The organism is Planococcus sp. 107-1, from assembly GCF_021513255.1.
In the GTDB taxonomy this organism is placed as follows: Bacteria; Bacillota; Bacilli; order Bacillales_A; family Planococcaceae; genus Planococcus.
This window is the reverse complement of record NZ_CP090977.1, coordinates 1,353,203-1,375,553: the sequence shown is the minus strand read 5'-3', so window position 1 is coordinate 1,375,553 and position 22,351 is coordinate 1,353,203. Positions and strand designations below refer to the sequence as shown.

Here is a 22,351-nt window from a genome sequence, read left to right as displayed (position 1 = left end):
ACCAAAGTACTTTTCGTCCGTATTATATAATAGAACCTATAGAGATGGGGGATTTCTCATGGCTTTTTTTATACGCCTCATTGTCATCGCACTTATCATTTATTTATTTTATCGATTGATCCGCTATGTAGTGGACCCAAAACGGAAGTTAGACGCTGCCATTGAAGCGAACACGTATTACTTCTACGATGATGTAAAAAATGTCCGCAAGAATTTTTTCATCACGCTTAGAGGCGCGGTGTTTGAAGGCGAAAAATATTTAGGGACGACCGAAGATGCTTTTGAAGTCGTTTCCATTTTCGTATGGGCTGAAAACCCCGACATGCTGCAGGGCTTTACGAAAGAAGACTTTTACTTCCTGGAAAAAGAAATTCAGATGAATTACCCTGCTGCCAAGATCAATTGGAAAAACCCGATCGAACAGCTGATGAAACAGTGAATCAAACGAAATTTAGGTAGCTCCAAATTAATGCGGCTGCATCAATCACAGCCAGCATCAGGAAGCCTACGCGGAAATTGGTATGTTTTGTTTTATGGCGGAACATCATCATGCCGATATAGGCGCCGATGCCGCCGCCAAGAATGGCGACTGACCATAAATTTTTCTCAGGTATCCGCTGGCCGCGCCGCTGTGCCTGCGATTTATCCACTTTCATCATGATGAGTGCAAGCAGTGACAGCACAGTGAAATACCCGGCTATTATCAAGAACAAAAGAATCCCTCCATGAAAAAAAGACTGACGAAATTCGTCAGTCTTTTTTATTGTCTAGCTGCAGCGCCTAGCTCCTCGGGATCTTAAGTCAGCCCACTCCGGAAATCAGGATTTCCTACGTGTTCTGCCTTAAGCCTGTCGGAGCTGTACAGGCGCTTTCGCTTTTCTTGTCTAGCTGCAATGGCCAGATTCTCGGGTCATAAGCCGGCTCGGCTGTGCGGCATAAATGCCGCTTCGCCAAACCGTCTTATGCCTATCGAATCTTAACGGCCATTTTCGCTTTTCTTATTTAGCTACTGCTTTTTTTGCAGCATCTACTAATGCTGTGAAAGCAGCTGCATCAGATACAGCGATTTCAGCTAGCATTTTGCGGTTGATGTCGATTCCAGCAACTTTAAGACCGTGCATTAGACGGCTGTATGAAATGTCGTTCATACGAGCTGCTGCGTTGATGCGCGTGATCCATAGTTTACGGAAATCACGTTTTTTATTGCGACGGTCACGGTAAGCATAGTTACCTGACTTCATTACCTGCTGGTTTGCTACTTTGAAAAGGATGTGCTTTGCACCATAATAACCTTTTGCTAATTTAATGACCTTTTTACGACGCTGGCGCGTCACTGTTCCACCTTTTACGCGTGGCATATCACATTACCTCCTGCTTGAATATATAAAATTCGATTTTTTGTTCGTGTGTTTGGCGAAGCCTGTCTCTTACTAGACGAGCGCTTTCGCTATTATTTCATGTTATAGATAAGAGATTTGATGCGTTTCAAGTCGCCTGCAGAAACAAGTTTCCCTTTACGTAGGTGACGTTTTTGCTTAGTCGATTTGTTTGCAAATAAGTGGCTTGTGTGTGAACGGTTGCGTTTTACTTTACCAGTTCCAGTTTTCTTGAAACGTTTCATCGCACCGCGGTGGCTTTTCATTTTCGGCATTTCGAGTTCCTCCTAAACAATTGATCTGTTATTCTTTTTCGTTAACTGGCGCAAGCATCAAGAACATGCTGCGGCCATCCATTTTAGGGCGCTGTTCAACCGTCGCAACTTCCTTGCATGCTTCTGCGAAGCGTTCAAGGACGCGCTGTCCGATTTCTTTGTGCGTGATCGCACGGCCTTTAAAGCGGATTGAAGCTTTGACTTTGTCCCCTTTTTCAAGGAACTTAATCGCATTGCGAAGTTTCGTGTTAAAATCGTGTTCGTCGATTGAAGGGCTCAAACGCACTTCTTTCACTACGATCACTTTTTGATTTTTACGAATTTCACGGTCTTTCTTTTGCTGTTCGAACTTGAATTTACCATGGTCCATGATACGTGCGACCGGCGGCTTAGCTTGAGGAGCCACTAGTACAAGATCCAAGTTGACACGTGCAGCAATTTCAAGTGCTTCGTTACGTGTTTTAATACCGAGTTGCTCACCGTTCTGATCAATAACCCGTAACTCACGTGCACGAATACCTTCATTTACATTGATGTCTTTGCTAATATTAATCCACCTCCGGATAGTGTCGCGAATAGCTTAACATGTGTAACCGACCATGTCGGCTTACAGGTCCGATCCAAAACAAAAGCGGATGGGCCTCGTTCGGCCCACCCGCAATTTATGACAGCACGCCGCAGCGTGATAAAGTCAAAATCGTGTCTACCTGCCAACAACTGGTCGATCAGGTGAGAAGCGGGTGCTCCTGCTTGCACATATAAGTATTCTATAACCTTATTCATAATACCATGCACCTAAAGGCATGTCAACACTTTAGCGAAGTTCACCTTGAATCATTTTCAAGAAATCGTCAAACGGCATGCTTTCGGATTTCTGTTCGCCGTATTTGCGGACGTTGACCGAACCGTTTTCAACTTCCTGGTCTCCAAGAACCAGCATATAAGGAACTTTTTGCATCTGCGCTTCGCGGATTTTGTAGCCAAGCTTCTCATCGCGTTCGTCGATATCGACGCGCAATCGATGAGATTGCAATTTCTCTTGGACGTTTTTCGCGTAGTCGCTGTGTGCATCGAGCGATACCGGAATCACTTCCACTTGAACTGGAGCCAGCCAAGTCGGGAATGCCCCTTTGTATTCTTCGATCAAGAAAGCGACAAAACGTTCCATAGTCGAAACAACGCCGCGGTGGATAACGACTGGACGGTGCTGTTTGCCATCTTCTCCGATATAAGTCAGGTCGAAGCGCTCAGGAAGCAAGAAATCCAGCTGGACAGTTGAAAGTGTTTCTTCTTTGCCTAGAGCTGTTTTGACTTGGACATCAAGTTTCGGACCGTAGAATGCTGCTTCGCCTTCTACTTCCACGTAATCCAGTCCAAGATCGTCCATTGCTTCTTTCAGCATGGATTGCGCACGTTCCCACATTGCATCGTCGTCAAAGTATTTCTCTTTGTCTGCCGGGTCGCGGTAGGAAACGCGGAAAGAATAATCTTTAAGATCAAAGTCTTTATAAACATCGATCACTAAGTTGACAACGCGTTTAAATTCTTCTTTGATTTGGTCCGGGCGTACAAAAATGTGTGCGTCGTTCAATGTCATGCCGCGAACACGCTGCAATCCAGACAATGCACCAGACATTTCGTAGCGGTGCATCAAGCCTAGTTCCGCGATGCGGATCGGCAGCTGGCGATATGAATGGATGCCTTGTTTGAAAATCATCATATGGTGCGGGCAGTTCATTGGGCGAAGAACCAATTCCTCGTTGTCCATTTGCATGACCGGGAACATATCATCCTGGTAATGGTCCCAGTGGCCGCTTGTTTTATAAAGATCCACGCTTCCCATAACCGGAGTATACACATGGTCATATCCTAGGCTTTCTTCTTTATCAACGATATAGCGTTCGATGATGCGGCGGATAGTCGCGCCTTTTGGCAGCCACATCGGCAAGCCTTGGCCCACTTTTTGGGAGTTCATGAATAGATTCAATTCTTTCCCGATTTTGCGGTGGTCGCGTTCTTTCGCTTCTTCAAGCATTTCAAGATGCGCTTTTAAATCCTCTTTTTTGAAGAAAGCAGTACCGTAGATGCGCTGCAGCATTTTATTGTCACTGTCGCCTCTCCAGTATGCACCCGCCACGCTCAGCAATTTGAATTCTTTTAATTTGCCAGTCGACGGCACGTGGATTCCACGGCAAAGGTCGAAAAATTCGCCTTGCTCATAGATCGATACTTGCTCGTCTTCTGGAATCGCTTCTAAAAGTTCCAATTTATATGGATCTTCGATCGCTGCAAACCGTTTTTGAGCTTCTGCACGCGAAACGTCGTGGCGAACGATTTCAATATTTTCGTTGATGATCTTCTTCATTTCTTTTTCGATGGCAGGCAAGTCTTCTGCTGAAATCGATTCTGCTGTATCGATGTCGTAGTAGAAGCCGTTTTCAATGACCGGGCCGACTCCAAGTTTCGCATCTTTGTAAATGCGTTTGATCGCTTGTGCCAATAGATGGGCAGATGAATGGCGAAGGATTTCCAACGCTTCATCTGATTCCGGCGTAATGATTGCAATGCTGCCGTCTTCTGCAATCGGTGATTTCAAATCAACCAAATGCTCGCCTACTTTACCGGCAAGTGCTTTCTTGCGAAGGCCCGGGCTGATCGACTGGGCAATCTCTTCAGTTGTTGTGCCTTTCGGAAACTCCTTTACTGCACCGTCTGGGAATGTTAATTGAATCATGTCTGACATTCTGCTCTCTCCTTTTTTATGTTCTAGGCCGAACATCTAGCCTTAGTTCTCGGCTTCCAAGATGTCTGCCCTAAATGAAACCAATAAAAAAAGCCTCATCCCAAAGGGACGAAGCTTAAGTTCGTGGTTCCACCCTTCTTCTATCTTGAACGGACGAATCCAATTCAAAATGAAGCTCTGCATCGGCTAACGGGCCGGTACCGTCAATTGCTACTGAAAGATTTCACAATTGCTGCTCAAAGGTGGTAAGTGTGTTTGCCGTACTAAGAAGCTTTCAGCCGGGGCTTCTCTCTCTATAAGCCGTACAAATCCACTCTTGTCCTTGTCAACGCATTATATTGTATCGATTGTTTTTACTATACGACGAAAACTTTAAAAAGACAACACCTTGTGTGATTAAATTCGTCGGTTTCGCCCGTCCAACATAACCGGAGCCGTCAAGGCACGGATGCGTTCCATTACGCGCGCCGCTTTTAAATCTTCTTTTTCGCCGCGCTGTGAATACGTCAAATGATGCTGAAGTTCCGAATAACTGAAATTCGATGTCATGAAAGTCGGCAGCTTTTCAGCCATCCGGTAATGGAGAATCGTTCCGAGCACTTCATCGCGCGTCCAGCTCGACATCGCTTCTGCTCCGATATCATCCAACATCAAGACATCCGCTTTTTTGACATAATCCACTTTTTCCTGCAAGGTTTGGTCGCCGATTGCCTGTTTCATTTCACGCATGAATTCAGGGACGAATACCAAAACCGATTTAATGTTCTTTTCGGCCAACGCATTTGCTACAGCACTCAGCAAATAAGATTTGCCGATGCCGAACTTGCCGTAAAGGTATAAGCCTTTTTCCGGCATCTCCCCTGGACCCTTAGTGGCATCCAGGAACGAATCGACGGCATTAAACGCTTCTAAGCGGCTCGCATCCAATTCAAAACCGGACAACGTCGCTTCCATGACTTCTTTCGGCATATACATGCTGTGGATCAATGACGACGCCCGGCGTTTGTTGTCGTGCTCGTTTTTCAGGCGGCACGGCGTATACGAAATCCCGATATTGCTGCGTTCAAGAACCAAATTCGGTTCAAACCCTTTTAAGTGGTTGATGCAGGCACCAAGGCTCGGGCATTTATTGCAGTCATGGGATTGGTCGATGTATTCATAGAGTTTGTGCATGCCTTTGTCGACAATGTTTTTATCAATTTCCGAAGAATGTTCATCTAAAAAATGCTGAACGCCTGGATGCTCCAGTACTTCCTGCCGCATCGCATTATAGCGTTCGGAAAAAGCAGGGGCATTCACGACACGTTTTAAGGTCTCCCGGATCGGTTCCATTTAATCACCCTTACCTTTCTTCATCGCATATTTCGCTAATAATTTTTGTTTTGCCGCTTCGAGGTCTTCCGTGTTGTCCGCCTCTTTCGCTGGCTGAACATCGTCTTTCTTATAAAACCATTCCGGCAGTTTCTCTTCCCTCACCGGTTTCCGGCTGGAAGAAGAACTTCTCGTTTTTGCTGTCGGAGATCCTTCCGATTTCCATTTCAAATACTGTTCGTGCTCGATCCGCGCAAGATCCATCGCTTCCTTCGCCGTTTTGACGTTTTTTCGAAGCCAATGGGAAGCGAGTTTTTCAACATATGCCTTTGTCAACTTCATATCGGTCCGCAGCAAGACATACTGCAAGAGGACATTGACGACAGCAGGCTCCATGCCGTGCTGGATAACCAGTTGATTCGCTAGCTGGACATCTGCCGGCAACGGCTCCTTGCCATTCGCAATGTCTCTTAACACTTCAACCGGAGAAGCCGATTCGAGGTAATCGATCAATTCATCTTCTTTTGTTTTCGGCGCTTCCTTTTTCGGCGTTTCTTTTTTCTTCACTTGAACCAATTGAGGGGCTGTCGTGGCTACGGTCAATTTATAATAATCAGCTGCCGCTTTCTTTAAACTCTCAAGCGTCAATTTGTAATCATCGTCAATTGCGAGCAAAATGACTTTCTGCATTTCGAGGGGACCCCAGCTATACAGGAACGCGAGTTTTGCGATGAGTTCCCGGATGCTCGCCGTCAGCACTTTATGCGGCACCAACTGTTCAGACAAACCTTGGCGCAATAATGAAAAATCAAATTCCCCTTCAGCTTCATAAGAACCCTTTTTGCGTTCCTGCAAATTATCGGTTTGGGACGGATAGCCCGCTTTCGCATGGACCGGCTGGAAAATGTCCGTAAATGTCCGGGATACTTCCGCATAGCCTTCCATGATTTCACGATGGACCACAAAACGGTCTCTTACTTTCCGGTACGTCGTTTCCCCCACTTTGCTAAAAAGGAACATCGACAGCAGCGGATCCGCAAAAAAACTTTTCGGATCGAGCGGCGGACAAAGCTCATAGACAAACGAACGGTTTTCTTGGTCTTTGCGGTACGTCTTCAATAAGCCGATCGCTTCCAATTGGATCCGCGATTCGAAAATCCGGGAAATGGAGACGCCAAGCGTATTCATTAACATATAATGCGTCGCTTCATCTGTGCTTTCTTCCCCTTCCGCCCAAAGCGTCAAGTAAAAAGCGATGGCTTCTGCACCGACAAGCGGCTGATAGAGAAGCGTCAACAGCTGGCGGTCGTAGTTCGAAAAAGGATATGGCATAACAATTCGGAAAGAATCTGCAGGCTGGAGTTCCTTATACATAGCTGTCATGATTCACCGCCTTACTCGGACTTCTTATCATCCGGACTCTTTTTCAATAAATCCTTCAATTCATCGATAAATACAGTAATGTCTTTAAACTGGCGGTAGACTGATGCAAATCGAACATAAGCGACTTCATCGATGCCAGCTAAACGGTCCATGACCAACTCACCGACTTCTTCAGATTTTACTTCGGCATTCCCTTGGCGCCGAAGATCTTTTTCAATATCGAATACAACGCTTTCAAGAACCTCGAGCGGCACAGGGCGTTTTTCACAAGCACGGATCAAGCCTCGCAAAACTTTCTCGCGGCTAAATTCTTCACGGGACCCGTCTTTTTTCACCACAATCAACGGCATCTCTTCCACTTTTTCGAACGTCGTATAACGATAGCCGCAAGCTTCACATTCCCTGCGCCTTCTTATGGACTTCATATCATCAACTGGCCGCGAATCAACTACGCGTGTACCATTGTGCTGGCAAGCCGGACATTTCATTTCGACATCTCCCTAAACTTTCTATCTGTTTTTTCTAGTATAACAAAATTTCTTTGGGAAAATAGAAAAAGCAGAGGAATTTATCCCCTGCTTGATGTTTTTCAAAATAATGGATTATACAGTTACTGAAACTTTTGTTTCTCCAGTACCAACTGGACCCATGCCGCGTGGCAATTCGGTAACTTCACTCGCTTGTGAGTTAAGCGCCTTAGCGATATACTCCGCTGCAATAGTCGGATCAAGATCGCCGCAAGTATAAACATCTACACTTGCATAACCGTGTTCCGGAAAACTGTGGATTGTCAAATGCGATTCAGAAATGATTACAACTCCGCTTACACCTTGAGGTGCAAATTTGTGAAAAGCTACTTCTCTAATTTCCGCTCCGGATTTCAGTGCTGCATCAACAAAAGTTTGTTCGATATAATCCATATCGTTTAATTTGTCAAAATCACACTGCCAAAGTTCTGCAATTACGTGACGTCCCATTGTTTCCATGGTTCGTTTCCCCCTTTGATATCATTTTGTTTTCGTGCTCAAAATATTCAAAGTTGACTACCACGGGGGAAAGTTAGTCCAAAGAGGTCCTAACCCTTTAAGCAGTCATGTGAATAAAACACATGCTCCCTGAATGCCTTCATCAAGTTTCCTGAAAACATAGAAGCTGGTAGTTAATTTTTCAACTACGAATGTTAGTATAAGGTGTATCTGTGCTAAATGCAATAAATTTAACGCAAGTTTTTTTCTGTGATTCCCAGACTGGCTAAAGACAAAGAAATACCGCGTTCCTCAAGCAGAAACGCGGTATTTGCAATTAAGCTTCAGCGAAAACCAATGCATCCGCCACTTTTTTCGTCAAGTCGATGACGGGCTGAATAGCCCCATTCATTATCGTACCAAGCCAAAACCTTCACTTTCCGTTTGCCGATGACCATCGTAGAAAGTCCGTCAATCACAGCAGATTTCGGGTTCGTGTTGAAATCCACGGATACTAATGGTTCCATCGTCAAAGCCAAAATCCCTTCCAAACCTTCTTCTGAAGCTTTGATAAAGGCTTCGTTCACTTCGTCCACCGTCACATCACGCTCTAAATCCACGACTAAATCCACGAGCGAAACGTTTGGAGTCGGCACACGAAGCGCCATTCCATGAAGTTTCCCTTCAAGTTCCGGCAGCACCAATGACAGCGCTTTCGCAGCGCCCGTAGAAGTAGGGATGATCGACTGGCTGCACGCACGCGCTCGTCTCAAATCCTTATGCGGATTGTCTAAATTTTTCTGGTCATTCGTAAAAGAATGGACGGTAGTCATTAGGCCATTTTCGATGCCAAAAGCATCGTTCAGTACTTTTGCGACAGGCGCAAGGCAATTGGTTGTGCAACTCGCATTGGAGATGATGCTATGCTCGTCGACGTTGAATTTGTCTTCATTGACCCCCATCACGATGGTGATGTCTTCATCTTTCCCCGGTGCAGTCAATATGACTTTACGGGCTCCGCATCTAAATGAAGTGCCGCTTTTTCACGGGAATTGAATTTTCCAGTTGCTTCGATTACGATGTCGATGTCCATTTCTTTCCATGGGAGATTCAAAGGATCTCTTTCGTTAACGAGTTGAACTCGTTTGCCGTTAACGATTAATGCGTCTTCCTCAGAAGAGACGTCACCCGCAAAGGTGCCGTGATTTGTGTCATACTTAATAAGATGCGCGAGAGTTTCAGCAGGGTAACCAGCGTTTACAGCACTGATTTTAATGTCATCCATCAAAATTGCCTGTCTGAAAACCATGCGGCCAATACGGCCAAATCCGTTAATCGCAATAGAAATTGTCATTTTATGAGACCCCCATTTAAATAAGTCATACTGTTAATTTTTAATTTCTTATATAGTATAACACATTTGCTGTTTTATGGAACCTTTAAATCTATCCCAATAAAAAAAGCCAGGCAACATGTGCCCGGCTTAGATCTTTCACACTTTATGCAAAACCAATCTGTTTCCGCTCTACTCTCCCGACAGTTCCTCACGCCATTTGTCTAAGATGCGGTTCAGCTGCCATTTTGTTTCGTCGAAGGTGCCGTTATTGTAAATTACGGCATCGGCCCCTTCTTCTTTCACCGACATCGGCAACTGAGAAGCGATGCGTGCACGCGCTTCTTTTTCACTCAACTCATTTCGTTCCATTAAGCGGTTCAGCTGGTTTTCTTCTGTGACACTGACGACCAGAATCTTATCAACGAAATGCTGGAGCCTGCTTTCAAACAGCAAAGGGATGTCCATGATGATGGTTTCATGCCCTTGCTCCAGGAGTTCACTGCGCTGCCGAAGCATTTCTTGCCGGATAGCTGGATGGATGACATCGTTCAAACTTTTGCGGCTAGCCGGGTCGTTGAAAATCAATTCACCGACTTTAGCCCGGTCCATAGTCCCATCTTCTTTGATCACACCTTCTCCGAATAAAGCAGCGATCTTCACCAAGGTCTCTTGCCCTGGCTCCACCACTAATCGCGCCACTTGATCGGCATCAATAATAGGATACCCTAATTCTTCGAGCATTTTCGAGACGGTGCTTTTTCCACTCGCAATACTGCCAGTCAATCCTATAATCATCTTCTTGCCCTCACTTTTGGCAGGTCGGACAGTAGACCGAAGTTCTTCCGCCAATCTGCAGAGATTTGGTCATACTGCCGCATTCCATGCATTGTTTTTTGCCGTACATGCCGAACCGGTTCTGCATATTGCCAGATTCCCCGTTGACATTGCGATAGTCGGAAATCGTGCTTCCCCCTGCTTCGATGCTTTCAAGCAAAATCGCGACAATCGTTTGGAACAGCTCCACTTTACGCGTTCTGCTGATTCGCTTTGCTGCCCGATTGGGATGGATTTTCATTTTGAACAAGGCTTCAGTTGCGTATATATTGCCGCAGCCTGATATCACTTGTCCGTCCATGATCACTTCTTTGATCGGTTTGTTCTGGTATTTCGGACTTTCGGCCATTTGAAGAAAATGCGCCAATGCACTTTCTTCAAATGGTTCCGGAGCCATTAAAAGCAGCGGAGGAAAATCCGTTTCTTCCTTTAATACCCGCATTTCGCCAAAGCGGCGGATATCGGAGAAAGCCAGTAAATTGCCGTCGCTCAAGCTCAGCACCACATGGACGTGCTTGCGGAATTTCTCTTCGCCGATTGACAGCAGGCTATCCACATAAAACCATGCCCCAGACATGCCAAGGTGGTTGACCAGTAAAAATTCGCCATCTTTTTTTAATGTGAAATAAATGTATTTGCTGCGCCGTTCTACACTGATGATCTGTGCGCCCATCAAACGGCTGATGAACATGTCGGTCTCCATCCGTTTGATGATCGCTTCCTTGCCGCTCGTCTTTGACACCCGAATCGTATCTGAAACAAAGACTTCTTCAATTTTCTTGCCGATTGCGGCAGGACGGATCTGGCGGACGACGCCTTCAACTTCTGGAAGTTCAGGCATTCATAAGCCTCCTGTTATTTTGTATCGTACCATGTATCGCCAAATGCAAAATCCACTTTCAATGGAACATTCAGCTCTACTGCATGTTCCATTACTTGTGGAACCAATTCCTTCAATTTCTCCAATTCTTCCGGCGGTGCTTCAAAAATCAGCTCATCGTGCACTTGCAGCAGCATACGCGTTTTCAGCCCTTCGCGCTCCAAGGCATCGGCCATATCAATCATCGCTTTTTTAATGATGTCAGCAGCACTGCCTTGGATCGGCGTATTCATCGCTGTGCGTTCTGCAAAACTGCGCAAATTGAAATTCGAGCTTGTTATATCCGGCAAATAGCGCCGGCGGTTCATGAGTGTTGTCACAAAACCATTTTTCTTGGCACCCGCTACGATATCGTTCATATACCCTTTAACTCCCGGGAAGCTTGCAAAATACCGGTCGATAAATGCTTGTGCTTCTTTACGGGTGATGTTCAAGTTCTGGGAAAGGCCATAATCGCTGATGCCATAGACAATGCCGAAGTTAACCGCTTTTGCTGCACGGCGCATATCGCCGGTCACTTCCTCAGCCGGCACATGGAACACGTCCATTGCCGTCGTTGTATGGATATCCCGGTCGTTTTTGAAAGCCTCGATCAGCCGCTCGTCTTTCGACATTTCAGCCAGGACGCGCAATTCAATCTGTGAATAATCGGCCGCTACCATTACCCAGTCAGGGAAGGAAGGAATAAAGGCTTTGCGGATTTTCCGGCCTTCTTCCAAACGTACAGGGATGTTCTGGAGGTTCGGGTTAATGGAACTCAAACGCCCTGTCGTCGTCAAGGCTTGCTGGAAGCGTGTATGCACTTTGCCGTCTTCATGGATTTCTTTTAATAGCCCTTCAATATAAGTAGAAAGGATTTTCCCGAGCTGGCGGTATAAAAGGATATGTGAAATGATTTCATGCTGGCCATTCAGCTTCTCTAACACATCGGCAGCTGTTGAATAGCCGGTTTTTGTTTTCTTAAGAACCGGCAGCCCCAGTTTTTCAAAAAGTACCACACCTAATTGCTTCGGTGAATTGATGTTGAATTCTTCTCCAGCCAAACTGTGGATCTCCGATTCGATTTTCACGAGTTTACCGGATAGCTCCTCGCCCATCGCCACTAATTGCTCTTTATCCACGGTGACGCCAAGCGATTCCATTGCGCCTAGAATGGTTGCAAGCGGCAACTCCAAATTGCGGTACAAATCGTATTGCTCGTTTTCTTTTAATTTATTCAGCACCAAGGGCCGCACTGCCCAGATTGTACGCGCTTTTCTCGCAATGTGCTCATGCAGGATCGCGTCGTTCGGCACCGCTTTTTTTGCGCCTTTTCCGTAAATCTGTTCGTTTTGCGAGACCTCCGTATAGCCGTATTCTTGAACGATATTCGCCAAATCGGTATAGGTCAGCGAAGGATTGACAATGTACGCACCCAGCATCAAATCAAAGTCGACGCCGTCCACATCGACGCCGCAGCGGAAAAAGGCGGCAGTCGATGCTTTGGAATCGGACATGTATTTCTTCTTCGAATCATCTTTGAACCAATCTTTGAACGTTTGCGATTCTTTGATGACATCCATTGGAATCACGTACGTTTTTTCGGCTGTTGCCAAAGAAACGCCGAGCAAGTCGCATGTATGGTACTGTTCATCGTACAGCTCCAGATGGACAGCCATTTCATCTTCAAGAATAGACGGATCGATTTCACTCAGCACTTCAAAGACCAATTCTTCTTTTTCGGTTTCTTCAGCGGTGTATTCCATCTTTTCCAGCAAAGATTTAAACGCTAACTCATTCCAGACTTTCACCAATTCATCCTGGTCCGGTCCATCATAAGAAAGTTCATCAATCGCTATTTCAATCGGTGCTTGGCGTTCAATAGTAGCCAGTTTTTTACTGATCAATGCCAAATCCTCATTGGCTTCCAGCTTTTCCTTCAACTTGCCTTTTTGCTGGTCAATGGCTTCATAGACGCCTTCTACTGAACCGTGGGCAGCAAGCAATTTAATCGCTGTTTTTTCACCTACGCCCGGTACGCCTGGGATATTATCTGAAGCATCTCCCATCAAGCCTTTCATATCAATGATCTGCGCTGGTGTCAGCCCATACTTTTCTTTAATGTGTTCAACCGTGTATTTTTCAATATCTGTAATGCCTTTACGGGTGATGTAAACAGTCGTCGACGGAGAAGCAAGCTGCGTCAAATCCTTGTCGCCGGAAATTACAATCACTTCATCGCCTGCTTGTTCAGCTTCTAAGCTCAATGTGCCAATAATGTCATCCGCCTCATAGTTCGGCAATTCATACCGTTTAATGCGGTAGGCATCGATCAACTTTCTCAAATAAGGGAATTGCTCGGATAACTCAGGCGGCGTCTTTTGGCGCCCTCCTTTGTAATCGCTGAACGTCTCATGCCGGAACGTCGTTTTCCCTGCATCGAATGCTACGATCATATGCGTCGGCTGCTCTTCTTCAAGGATTTTCTGCAGCATCATCGTAAACCCATAAACTGCGTTTGTGTGGATGCCGTGTTCGTTCGTAAGCAATGGCAGCGCAAAAAACGCGCGGTACGCCAAACTGTTTCCATCCAATAAAAGAATTTTCTTCGCCACAATATTACCCCTCTCACTACTGACGATCTTCAAAAGAATCGTTCTCTGCTTCGCCAAAACATTTGGCGGCTTCAATGTCTTCGATGAAAATAAATAAGCCATCATTCCTATCATTTTACCATGCAGGCAAAAAGAATAGAAATGACGGCTCTGTTTTATTCCAAATTCCCTGTTAAGATATTTGCGTAAGGGGAATCTGATGGCAAGATGATGACTGTATCCTCGCCAATAGTTTTCGTATAGGACTCCAAAGACCGGTACAGCTGATAAAAATCAGGGTCTTTCGAGAACGACTGATTGTAGATTTTAGCCGCTTCAGATTCGCCTTCTGCCTGGATCAATGCTGCTTCTTTACGGGCAGTTGCGATCAATTCTTGGGCTTCGCGGTCTGCCTGGGCTTCGATTTCGCGTTTTTTCGCATCGCCTTGCGACAAATAGTCCTGGGCTGTGGAATCGCGTTCAGAAATCATCCGCGTATAGACGGACTGCTCGTTTTCTTCCGGCAAGTCGGTGCGTTTAATGCGAACGTCGATGACTTGTATGCCGTATTTGTCTTTCTCTAACAATTCATTCACTTTTTTTGTGACATTGTCATTCACGCTGCCGCGTGATGAGTTTTCATCGTTGATGATATCCTCGTAATTCAATTGGCCAAGTTCCGCTCGGACAACTGAGTAGATAAACTCTTCCATACGGGATTCTGCGTTAATGATCGTTCCGGCATTGGAGATCAGATCGATCGGATTTACAACTTCCCATACCGCGTAATTATCGATAATAATTCGTTTTTTATCTTTTGTATTGATTTCGGCTTCTGAAACATCATAGGTCATTTGGTAATTCGGCAAAGTAGTCACGCTTTGAATAAAAGGAATCTTCATTTTTATGCCGGGTTCTTCATGAATATCGACGACTTCACCGAATTGGCGCACTACGCGGTATTCGTTTTCTTTTACAACATATACATTTGTCAAGATGATGAGCAATGCCGCGAGTACGACAACTGCGCCGACAATAAGTTTCCAATGCTTTTTAAAATTGATCGGCTCTTTCGGCTCTTTTTTCTTTTTTGGCTTTTTGGGGTTTTCCCATGGATTCGGCTTCGGAGATCCTGTTATCGGTTTGTTCGGCTCCATTAGTTTCCGCTCCCTTCTTCTTCAGTTTCAGCCGCTGGCGGCACGACAGACTGCATACTCTCAAGCGGCAAATATTTCATTGTTCCGCCTTCATCATTCATAATATAAAGTTTCGCGTTCGGCAAAACCGTTTCCAATGTTTCAATGATCAGGCGCTGTTGCGTTACTTCAGGATTTGTACGGTATTCAGCATAAAGTTTATCGAATACTGCGACGTCACCCCGCTTGTTCAACACGCGACACTTTTTGCCCTTCAGCGCGTGAATTAATGGCCGCTTTTTCACCTAGCGCTTCATTGCGTTTCTGATTTTCATATTTTTTAGCTTCATTAATTTTTGTGTTCATCGTTTCTCTGGCATCCGTCACATTGGTGAATGCAGCACGCACTTCTTCATTCGGCAATTCCACGTCTTGGAGTTTAACTGCCAAAACAGATATGCCGATATCGTATTTATCGATGAGCGATGCCAACAAATCACGTGTTTCCGATTCGATTTCTGCTTTCCCTGAAGTCAGGGCATCGTCGATCAATGAGCTGCCGATGATGGAACGGATGGAAGCGGAAGTGGCATCATGGAGAATTTCCCTAGGCGCTTCTGAGCTGAACAAGTATTTTTTAGGATCTGTAATTTTCCACTGGACAATCAAATCCGCAAGGACGATATTTTCATCTCCTGTAATCATTTTGGTTTCTGCATCATAAGAAGTGATTTCCCCTTGTTCGTTCTGGTTATAGCCGAATTGCAAGCTGTAGGTTTCTTTTGAAAGGACTTCAGCTTTTTGGATTGGCCATGGCAATTTAAAATGCAGCCCCGATTCTGTAACGGTTTCATTCGCTACCCCGAATGTGATGATGACAGCTTGTTCGGATTCATCTACTGTATACCATGAAGTAAAAATTGCGATTAATAGGATGATTCCTAAGACAGCTAAAGCGATGACGCTTAGCACTTTTTTCGTAGTCATGTAATGACCCCCTTTTTTATTATGTATACTTATTCTACGAAGCAATATTAAAATAGTTTCATAAAATTAGGCAATCTCACTTGAATCTCTCTTGCATTTTGAATTGCAAACGAAAAAGAGCCCCGGGTTAGAGGGCTCGTTTTCTATTTATGCGGTTTAAAGGGGGGTTCTTAGTAACCATAACATTCTATTGTGAAGTCAGTATTAATGTTTTGTAAATATTACCACTGATTATTTTTATACTTCTTATAGTAGTTGATTTGCCGTGCAAACAAATACAGCTTCCGTTTTAAATGCGTATCCTTTTTATAGAATAGCGGATTACCGTATTTGCCTTTTTTCAATAATTCTTTGATATCACGCTGTACGGCTTTATTGTCCACAAATTTTTTCAAGACGATTTTCGGCACTACCGTGAATAGGAAATCTTCATTTAAATAAGTGACCGGTTTTTCAACATGGTAAATGAGGTCGTCGACGAAATAAGAAGCCATATTATGACCGAGCGCTGTGACGTAATAACTCGAACGCCCTTGACGGATATTCACTTCAAAGACTTTGAATTTCCCGTCCCGTTCATCGTATTTTAAATCGAAATTCGCAAATCCTGTATAGCCAACCGCTTCAAGGAAATTCTGGAGCTTCACCATCATTTCTTTATCAAAGCGGGTAATCAATGCTGTATAATTGCCGATTGCCGTAACCGTATGTTCTTGCAGCACCACTTGGGCAAATGTTACAAGCTGTGTTTTGCCTTTTGAACTAGCATAAATAACTGAATCCCACATATACGTATCATCGCCAGGAATGAAATCTTGGATGATCAGCTCGTCATCATAGCCGCTCGCAATAATCGTATCGATGACGTTCTTCAGCTCTTGCGGCGTTTCAACTTTATACACTTTTTGCTGGCCCGCAAATTTATTGAGATTGTATTGGATTCCGTTGCTCGGTTTGACAATGACCGGATACATCATCTGTTCTTCAAACGGCACACCTGAACGGCAATCATAGAAGAACGTAGTCGGCGTTTCAATACCGTGTTCTTTACAAAGCTTATAGAAATTCGCTTTTACTTGAAGTTGATTCATCAAATCTTCATTGATGTAATTAAAAACAAAATGCTCTTTTAAAACGGAAGCATTCTCGATGATCAGCCGAACATATAAATCGTTCGTACCGATCAGCAATAATGTTTTGCCCGGTGTTCGGTATTTACGGGCAATATCGGTTAGAATTGATGCAAATTGAGCAGAATCAGCCAAGCCGGAGCGCAATTCGATCGTCTCTGTAATATTGCTCATTGATGTAAATGATAATGGTTCTTTTCCGACTAAAATCGGTTTAATCCCATAAGCTTCGTGAAATGAAATCGCCATATTGTAAGCATTCATATCTGTTCCTACAATGATTGGCAAAAAAGGTAATGTATCCATGCTTTCCTCCTAAATTAACTCCCTAAAGGCAATTGAACAGTAAATTTGGTTCCCACTCCTACGGTGCTTTCCACTTCTACTTTTCCATGATGTGCCTCTATTAAATGTTTTACAATTGATAACCCTAATCCGGTGCCGCCGGAATTCCGGCTTCTTGCCCGGTCAACCCGGTAAAAACGTTCGAACAAGCGTCCAATTTCAGAAGCTTCAATCCCGATTCCCTGATCTTCCACTTCAATCAAGGCAAACTTGCCTTTTGCATATAACCTAACTGTGACGGTAGTTTCAGAAGATGAGTAAGTGATCGCGTTGACTAAAAGATTCATCATTACCTGCAGCAGGCGGTCCGGATCTCCTAACAGAGTAACCGGCTCCAGTTGAAGATCCAATTTGATATGCTTTTCTTCGATTCTTCTGCTCACCATTTCTTCTGCCCGTTTAATCACTTTTTCCATATCTGTTGGGAGCGCATTGACTTGGAATCCGGCTTGTTCCACTTTCGACAGATCCAATAAATCGTTGATTAGCATTTCAAGCCGATTACTCTCTGTATGGATAATTTCGAGAAATGACAGCAATGTCGCTTCGTCCGCATGAGCACCATCAATCAAAGTTTCGGAAAAACCTTTAATAGAAGTCACCGGCGTACGCAGTTCATGTGAAACGTTTGCCACAAAATCTTTGCGCACTTGTTCAAGCCGTTTTAATTCGGTGATGTCATGCGAAACGATTACGATCCCAAGCCATTGTTCGTGGTCTCCAAGCACTGGTGCACCATATACGTCAATATTCTTGGTCTGGATGCCCTGATTAAATTCCAGCTGATCTCGTGCCGCCTGCTCTGTCATGAAAACTTGTTCGATAAATCGCTCGAACATTTCCGGCAGCGGAATTTCTTTGTAAAATTTTTGATGGATTTGTTCTTCTTTCAAGTTGAACTCATCCATAAAAGATTTATTGACCAAAGCCACACCGCCTTGCCGGTCAATCATGATCAAAGCACTTCCCATGTTCTCAATCAAGGTTTTTAAGCGTTCCTGCTCCATTTCACGGACGGCCGTGATTTCCTGCAAATTCCGCGCCAATATATTGATCGTGGAACTTAATTGAACCGCGCCAACATTTCCATATTCAAAAGCCCGAGCCCGGTAATTTCCTTTAACGAGCTCCAAAGCGGTTTGGGTAACATTTTCAATTGGAAGAGCTTGTACTTTGATGATCCGATACCCGACAAGTGCTGAAAACAGCAAAGCACCGATAAAAACCAGTGCCAAAATAATCCATACTTCTGTTTTGTCTTCAGCCTCTGCATACATAGGAAAAAGTTGGATAATTATAATAAGAAGGCATGCCAAAAGCAAGCCGATCCATGCGAGTATGGTCAGCAGAAGCCTATGCCTGAATGACTTCATCCTGCTTTTGGCTCCTCGAATTTATATCCAAGCCCCCGAATCGTCTTTATAAAAACGGGTTTTCGGCTATTTTCTTCTATTTTTTCACGTAAATGGCTAATATGTACATCTACAATCCGCGTGTCTCCCGCAAAATCGTATTTCCAAACCGCACTTAATAGCTGGTCTCTCGTTAATACCCGGTTTTTATTTTCCATCAAATATACGAGGAGTTCAAACTCTTTTGGTGTAAATTCAATTTGTTCATCATTCAAAAATACTTCAAACCGTTCCGGATAAACACTTAGATTCCCCAATATTAAAGGAGCAGATGAATCATGCGCTTCTGTCGGTGTCGTCTGGACTCTTCTGAGAACCGCTTTGATACGGGCTACGACTTCACGCGGCTGAAAGGTTTTGTCATGTAATCGTCAGCACCCAATTCCAAGCCCAGTACTTTATCGAATTCGTCGCCTTTTGCCGTCAGCATGATGATTGGCGTATTGATTTTTTGCTGGCGAAGCGATTTGCAGACTTCGACTCCATCCATAGAAGGCAGCATCAAATCAAGGACAATGAGAGAAGGTTTTTCACTGATCGCCATCTCATAGCCTTCCTTCCCGTCATAAGCGACAATCGTTTCATAGCCTGCCTGCACCAGATTATAAGATAATAAAGTCGCAATCGAATGTTCATCTTCAATAATCAATATTTTGTTCAGCATTTAACATCCTCCACATTCAGTTTGAAACCCCCATTTCAAACCGCTTTACTACTTAATTATCAATGCTGTGCCAACTGGTTCTCCAGTTTAGGCGGATTAACGAGAACAGTTCCCGAAATCAATAAATTGCCTTTTTCATCTGATGCTTCGATTTTTATGGTGACCTCGTTGTCTTCTATATCAATCTCTGCTAATTCCAAAAAGAAATTAAAGGTTGAATAATGATAGACCGGCCGATGAAATTTTATTCGCTGTTCATTAATATAAGATCCAGGGCCCGGTAAATATTTTGAAATGGCCGAAGTGATAATTCCCGTCAACATGATGGTGGGCACGACCGGTTTTTCGAAAGCCGTTTGTGCAGCAAAATCATGCTGGATGTATAGCGGGTTTCCATCGTTGGTAAGTCCGAGGTAAAGAAGAAGATCTTTGTCTTCAATCGTTTCTGTCAACTGCAGATTCTCCCCTATTTTCAGGTCTTCTATTTTACGGCCTAATTCACGCTTTTTTCCAAGCAATAATAAGTTCCCTCCCCAATCTTAATACTCTTATAGTATCAATTATGTGATGAAAAGTGCAAGCGCCTAGACAATCATTGCGTCTCAGGCCTTTACGACTATTCCAGAAAAATTTTACGGAATAGAAAACCGGGCTCGGATTTCTCCTGCCCGGTTCAAAATAGCGTCAAGCCAGAACTTTCATGACCGCTTTGACTGATTCTGCGGATTTGTTTAATAAGGTTTTTTCTTCTTCATTTAAATCGATCTCTAGAATTTTTTCAATTCCGCCTGCACCTAAAATGGTCGGTACACCTAAATAGATGCCATCCATACCGTACTCGCCTTCCAAATAGGCGATGGAAGGCAAAATGCGCCGTTGGTCTTTCAATATGGCTTCAGCCATTTCAACCAATGATGCAGCCGGGGCATAATAAGCGGAGCCGTTTCCTAATAGATTGACGATTTCTGCGCCTCCTTTACGGGTGCGGTCAACAATTTCTGAAAGCCGCGCTTCCGGTATCAAGGTTTTTAAAGGAATTCCGCCCGCGTAGGAATAGCGGACTAACGGCACCATATCATCTCCATGTCCGCCTAGAACAAATCCTGTGACATCTTTGACCGATACGTTCAATTCTTCAGCCACAAAAGTCCGGAAACGTGCTGAATCCAAAACCCCGGATTGGCCAATCACGCGTTCTTTTGGAAATCCGGATTCTTTAAAAACGGTATACGTCATCGCATCCACCGGATTGGTCAAAACGATGATTGTTGTTTGAGGTGAGTGTTTTACAATATCCGCTGTAACAGCTTTCATGACTTTCTGGTTCGTTTGTACAAGGTCATCTCGGCTCATCCCCGGTTTGCGTGCAATTCCCGCAGTAATAATGACCAAATCCGAGTCTTTCGTATCTTCGTAATTGGATGTTCCGCTCACCTGTGCATCAAAACCTTGTACAGGAGATGCTTCAGCCATATCGAGCGCTTTTCCTTTAGCGGGATCCTCCATTTGAGGAATATCCACCAATACGACATCGCCTAATTCTTTTTGGGCCAATAAAAAAGCCGTAGTCGCCCCTGTAAAGCCTGAACCGATAACTGAAATCTTTTTACGCTTCAATGTCATAAAAACTCTCCTTTATGGTTAAAGTAGGTATAAAAAAAGAGAGGGATTGCCTCCCTCTCTTTTTCTTATAGGTTTTTGATCAATTCGTCAGCAAACTCAGAGCATTTCACTTCTGTAGCGCCGTCCATTAGACGTGCAAAGTCGTAAGTTACAACTTTAGAAGCGATTGTTTTCTCCATTGAGTTTGTGATCAATTTAGCCGCTTCGTTCCATCCTAAATGTTCAAGCATTAATACGCCTGACAAAATGACAGATGAAGGGTTTACTTTATCTTGTCCCGCATATTTCGGAGCAGTACCATGAGTCGCTTCGAAAATTGCGTGGCCAGTGATGTAGTTGATGTTCGCACCAGGTGCGATACCAATTCCGCCAACTTGTGCAGCCAAAGCATCAGAGATGTAATCTCCGTTCAAGTTCATTGTTGCAACAACATCGAACTCGCTTGGACGTGTAAGAATTTGCTGTAAGAAGATATCAGCGATTGAATCTTTAACAAGGATTTTTCCAGAAGCAAGAGCTTCTTCCTGCGCTTTGTTTGCAGCGTCAGTGCCTTGCTCGTCTTTAATCGCATCGTATTGGTTCCAAGTGAAGACTTTATCGCCGAATTCTTGCTCAGCCACTTCGTAGCCCCAGTTTTTGAAAGCTCCTTCAGTGAACTTCATGATGTTCCCTTTGTGAACCAATGTCAATGATTCGCGGCCTTCAGTGATTGCGTAGTTGATCGCAGCACGTACTAAACGTTTTGTTCCTTCTTCTGAAATTGGTTTGATCCCGATTCCTGAAGTTTCAGGGAAGCGGATTTTGTTAACGCCCATTTCGTCTTTAAGGAATGAAATCAATTTCTCAACTTCTTCAGTACCTTTAGCGTATTCGATACCTGCATAAATATCTTCAGTGTTTTCACGGAAGATGACCATGTCAGTGTCTTCAGGACGTTTAACCGGTGAAGGTACACCTTCGAAGTAACGAACTGGACGCAAGCAAGTGTAAAGATCCAATTCTTGGCGAAGAGCCACGTTCAATGAACGGATACCGCCGCCGATTGGCGTTGTAAGAGGTCCTTTGATCGCGATCAAGTATTCGCGGATTACGTCAAGTGTTTCTTGTGGAAGCCATTCGCCAGTTTCGTCGAATGCTTTTTGGCCAGCAAGTACTTCTTTCCATACAATCGCTTTTTCACCGTTATAAGCTTTGTTTACTGCTTGTTCTAAAACGCGTGAAGCTGCATTCCAGATATCCGGGCCAGTACCGTCACCGATAATGAATGGAATAACTGCTTGGTTTGGAACGTTCAATACGCCGTTTTCAACTGTGATTTTTTCGCCGTTTGTCATGTGTAATTGCCTCCTGAGTTCAAATTGATAGGGCTGCACAAGGT

At 44.3% G+C, this 22,351-nt stretch carries 19 protein-coding genes, 3 pseudogenes and 2 other annotated features; of the genes and pseudogenes, 1 reads left to right on the top strand and 21 read right to left on the bottom strand.

Annotated features, from left to right (window positions below):
* Window positions 1–58: 58 nt before the first annotated feature.
* Window positions 59–439 carry a sigma-w pathway protein ysdB gene (locus L0M13_RS07305; protein WP_235198925.1) on the top strand — a complete coding sequence of 127 codons (381 nt, stop codon included), beginning with the start codon at window positions 59–61 and terminating at the stop codon, window positions 437–439.
* A 1-nt stretch (window position 440) separates the two neighbouring features.
* Here the strand turns inward: L0M13_RS07305 and L0M13_RS07300 are convergent, their stop codons facing one another.
* From L0M13_RS07300 to icd, 21 genes and pseudogenes are all read right to left on the bottom strand, one after another.
* The gene (locus L0M13_RS07300; RefSeq protein WP_235198924.1) at window positions 441–713 is read right to left on the bottom strand and encodes a DUF1294 domain-containing protein; all 273 of its coding nucleotides are present in this window, start codon (window positions 711–713) and stop codon (window positions 441–443) included.
* A 285-nt stretch (window positions 714–998) separates the two neighbouring features.
* Entirely contained in the window at window positions 999–1,358 is a 360-nt protein-coding gene (rplT, locus tag L0M13_RS07295) for a 50S ribosomal protein L20 (protein ID WP_052651989.1), read from the bottom strand.
* A 92-nt stretch (window positions 1,359–1,450) separates the two neighbouring features.
* The gene (gene rpmI, locus L0M13_RS07290) at window positions 1,451–1,651 is read right to left on the bottom strand and encodes a 50S ribosomal protein L35 (RefSeq protein WP_033541514.1); all 201 of its coding nucleotides are present in this window, start codon (window positions 1,649–1,651) and stop codon (window positions 1,451–1,453) included.
* 28 nt (window positions 1,652–1,679) lie between these two features.
* Window positions 1,680–2,186, bottom strand: a complete 507-nt coding sequence (gene infC / locus L0M13_RS07285; RefSeq protein ID WP_235199282.1) for a translation initiation factor IF-3 — start codon at window positions 2,184–2,186, stop codon at window positions 1,680–1,682.
* A gap of 82 nt (window positions 2,187–2,268) precedes the next feature.
* Window positions 2,269–2,409 (bottom strand) — a sequence feature (ribosomal protein L20 leader region).
* Window positions 2,410–2,465: 56 nt separating this feature from the next.
* Window positions 2,466–4,394 carry a threonine--tRNA ligase gene (thrS, locus tag L0M13_RS07280; protein WP_235198923.1) on the bottom strand — a complete coding sequence of 643 codons (1,929 nt, stop codon included), beginning with the start codon at window positions 4,392–4,394 and terminating at the stop codon, window positions 2,466–2,468.
* Window positions 4,395–4,495: 101 nt separating this feature from the next.
* Window positions 4,496–4,732: a binding site (T-box leader), on the bottom strand.
* 58 nt (window positions 4,733–4,790) lie between these two features.
* Window positions 4,791–5,726: a primosomal protein DnaI gene (gene dnaI / locus L0M13_RS07275; RefSeq protein ID WP_235198922.1), complete on the bottom strand. Its 936-nt coding sequence runs from the start codon at window positions 5,724–5,726 to the stop codon at window positions 4,791–4,793.
* The gene (locus L0M13_RS07270; protein WP_235198921.1) at window positions 5,727–7,088 is read right to left on the bottom strand and encodes a replication initiation and membrane attachment family protein; all 1,362 of its coding nucleotides are present in this window, start codon (window positions 7,086–7,088) and stop codon (window positions 5,727–5,729) included.
* Window positions 7,089–7,099: 11 nt separating this feature from the next.
* Complete coding sequence (gene nrdR / locus L0M13_RS07265; RefSeq protein ID WP_235198920.1) at window positions 7,100–7,576, bottom strand: transcriptional regulator NrdR; 477 nt, start codon at window positions 7,574–7,576, stop codon at window positions 7,100–7,102.
* Window positions 7,577–7,690: 114 nt separating this feature from the next.
* A complete protein-coding gene (speD, locus tag L0M13_RS07260) occupies window positions 7,691–8,074 on the bottom strand; it encodes an adenosylmethionine decarboxylase (RefSeq protein ID WP_235198919.1) in 384 nt (127 codons plus the stop codon).
* Window positions 8,075–8,390: 316 nt separating this feature from the next.
* Window positions 8,391–9,407 (bottom strand): annotated as a pseudogene (locus L0M13_RS07255) (glyceraldehyde-3-phosphate dehydrogenase).
* 171 nt (window positions 9,408–9,578) lie between these two features.
* Window positions 9,579–10,184 carry a dephospho-CoA kinase gene (coaE, locus tag L0M13_RS07250; protein ID WP_235198918.1) on the bottom strand — a complete coding sequence of 202 codons (606 nt, stop codon included), beginning with the start codon at window positions 10,182–10,184 and terminating at the stop codon, window positions 9,579–9,581.
* Between the two features lie 10 nt (window positions 10,185–10,194).
* Window positions 10,195–11,064, bottom strand: a complete 870-nt coding sequence (mutM, locus tag L0M13_RS07245) for a bifunctional DNA-formamidopyrimidine glycosylase/DNA-(apurinic or apyrimidinic site) lyase (protein WP_235198917.1) — start codon at window positions 11,062–11,064, stop codon at window positions 10,195–10,197.
* Window positions 11,065–11,078: 14 nt separating this feature from the next.
* Complete coding sequence (gene polA / locus L0M13_RS07240) at window positions 11,079–13,700, bottom strand: DNA polymerase I (RefSeq protein ID WP_235199281.1); 2,622 nt, start codon at window positions 13,698–13,700, stop codon at window positions 11,079–11,081.
* 152 nt (window positions 13,701–13,852) lie between these two features.
* Window positions 13,853–14,833, bottom strand: a complete 981-nt coding sequence (gene hflC / locus L0M13_RS07235; protein WP_235198916.1) for a protease modulator HflC — start codon at window positions 14,831–14,833, stop codon at window positions 13,853–13,855.
* A pseudogene (gene hflK / locus L0M13_RS07230) lies at window positions 14,833–15,799 on the bottom strand (FtsH protease activity modulator HflK). The gene hflC and the pseudogene hflK overlap by 1 nt, the downstream one beginning before the upstream one ends.
* A 221-nt stretch (window positions 15,800–16,020) precedes the next feature.
* Window positions 16,021–17,235, bottom strand: coding sequence for a carboxylate--amine ligase (locus L0M13_RS07225; RefSeq protein ID WP_235198915.1), 1,215 nt, complete (start codon window positions 17,233–17,235; stop codon window positions 16,021–16,023).
* 14 nt (window positions 17,236–17,249) lie between these two features.
* The gene (gene pnpS / locus L0M13_RS07220; protein WP_235198914.1) at window positions 17,250–18,647 is read right to left on the bottom strand and encodes a two-component system histidine kinase PnpS; all 1,398 of its coding nucleotides are present in this window, start codon (window positions 18,645–18,647) and stop codon (window positions 17,250–17,252) included.
* A pseudogene (locus tag L0M13_RS07215) lies at window positions 18,644–19,350 on the bottom strand (response regulator transcription factor). Before L0M13_RS07215 ends, pnpS begins: the two are co-directional and overlap by 4 nt.
* A gap of 59 nt (window positions 19,351–19,409) precedes the next feature.
* Window positions 19,410–19,868, bottom strand: coding sequence for a MaoC/PaaZ C-terminal domain-containing protein (locus tag L0M13_RS07210; protein WP_235198913.1), 459 nt, complete (start codon window positions 19,866–19,868; stop codon window positions 19,410–19,412).
* A 166-nt stretch (window positions 19,869–20,034) separates the two neighbouring features.
* Window positions 20,035–20,973, bottom strand: coding sequence for a malate dehydrogenase (gene mdh / locus L0M13_RS07205; RefSeq protein ID WP_235198912.1), 939 nt, complete (start codon window positions 20,971–20,973; stop codon window positions 20,035–20,037).
* 65 nt (window positions 20,974–21,038) lie between these two features.
* Complete coding sequence (icd, locus tag L0M13_RS07200) at window positions 21,039–22,307, bottom strand: NADP-dependent isocitrate dehydrogenase (RefSeq protein ID WP_235198911.1); 1,269 nt, start codon at window positions 22,305–22,307, stop codon at window positions 21,039–21,041.
* Window positions 22,308–22,351: the final 44 nt, after the last annotated feature.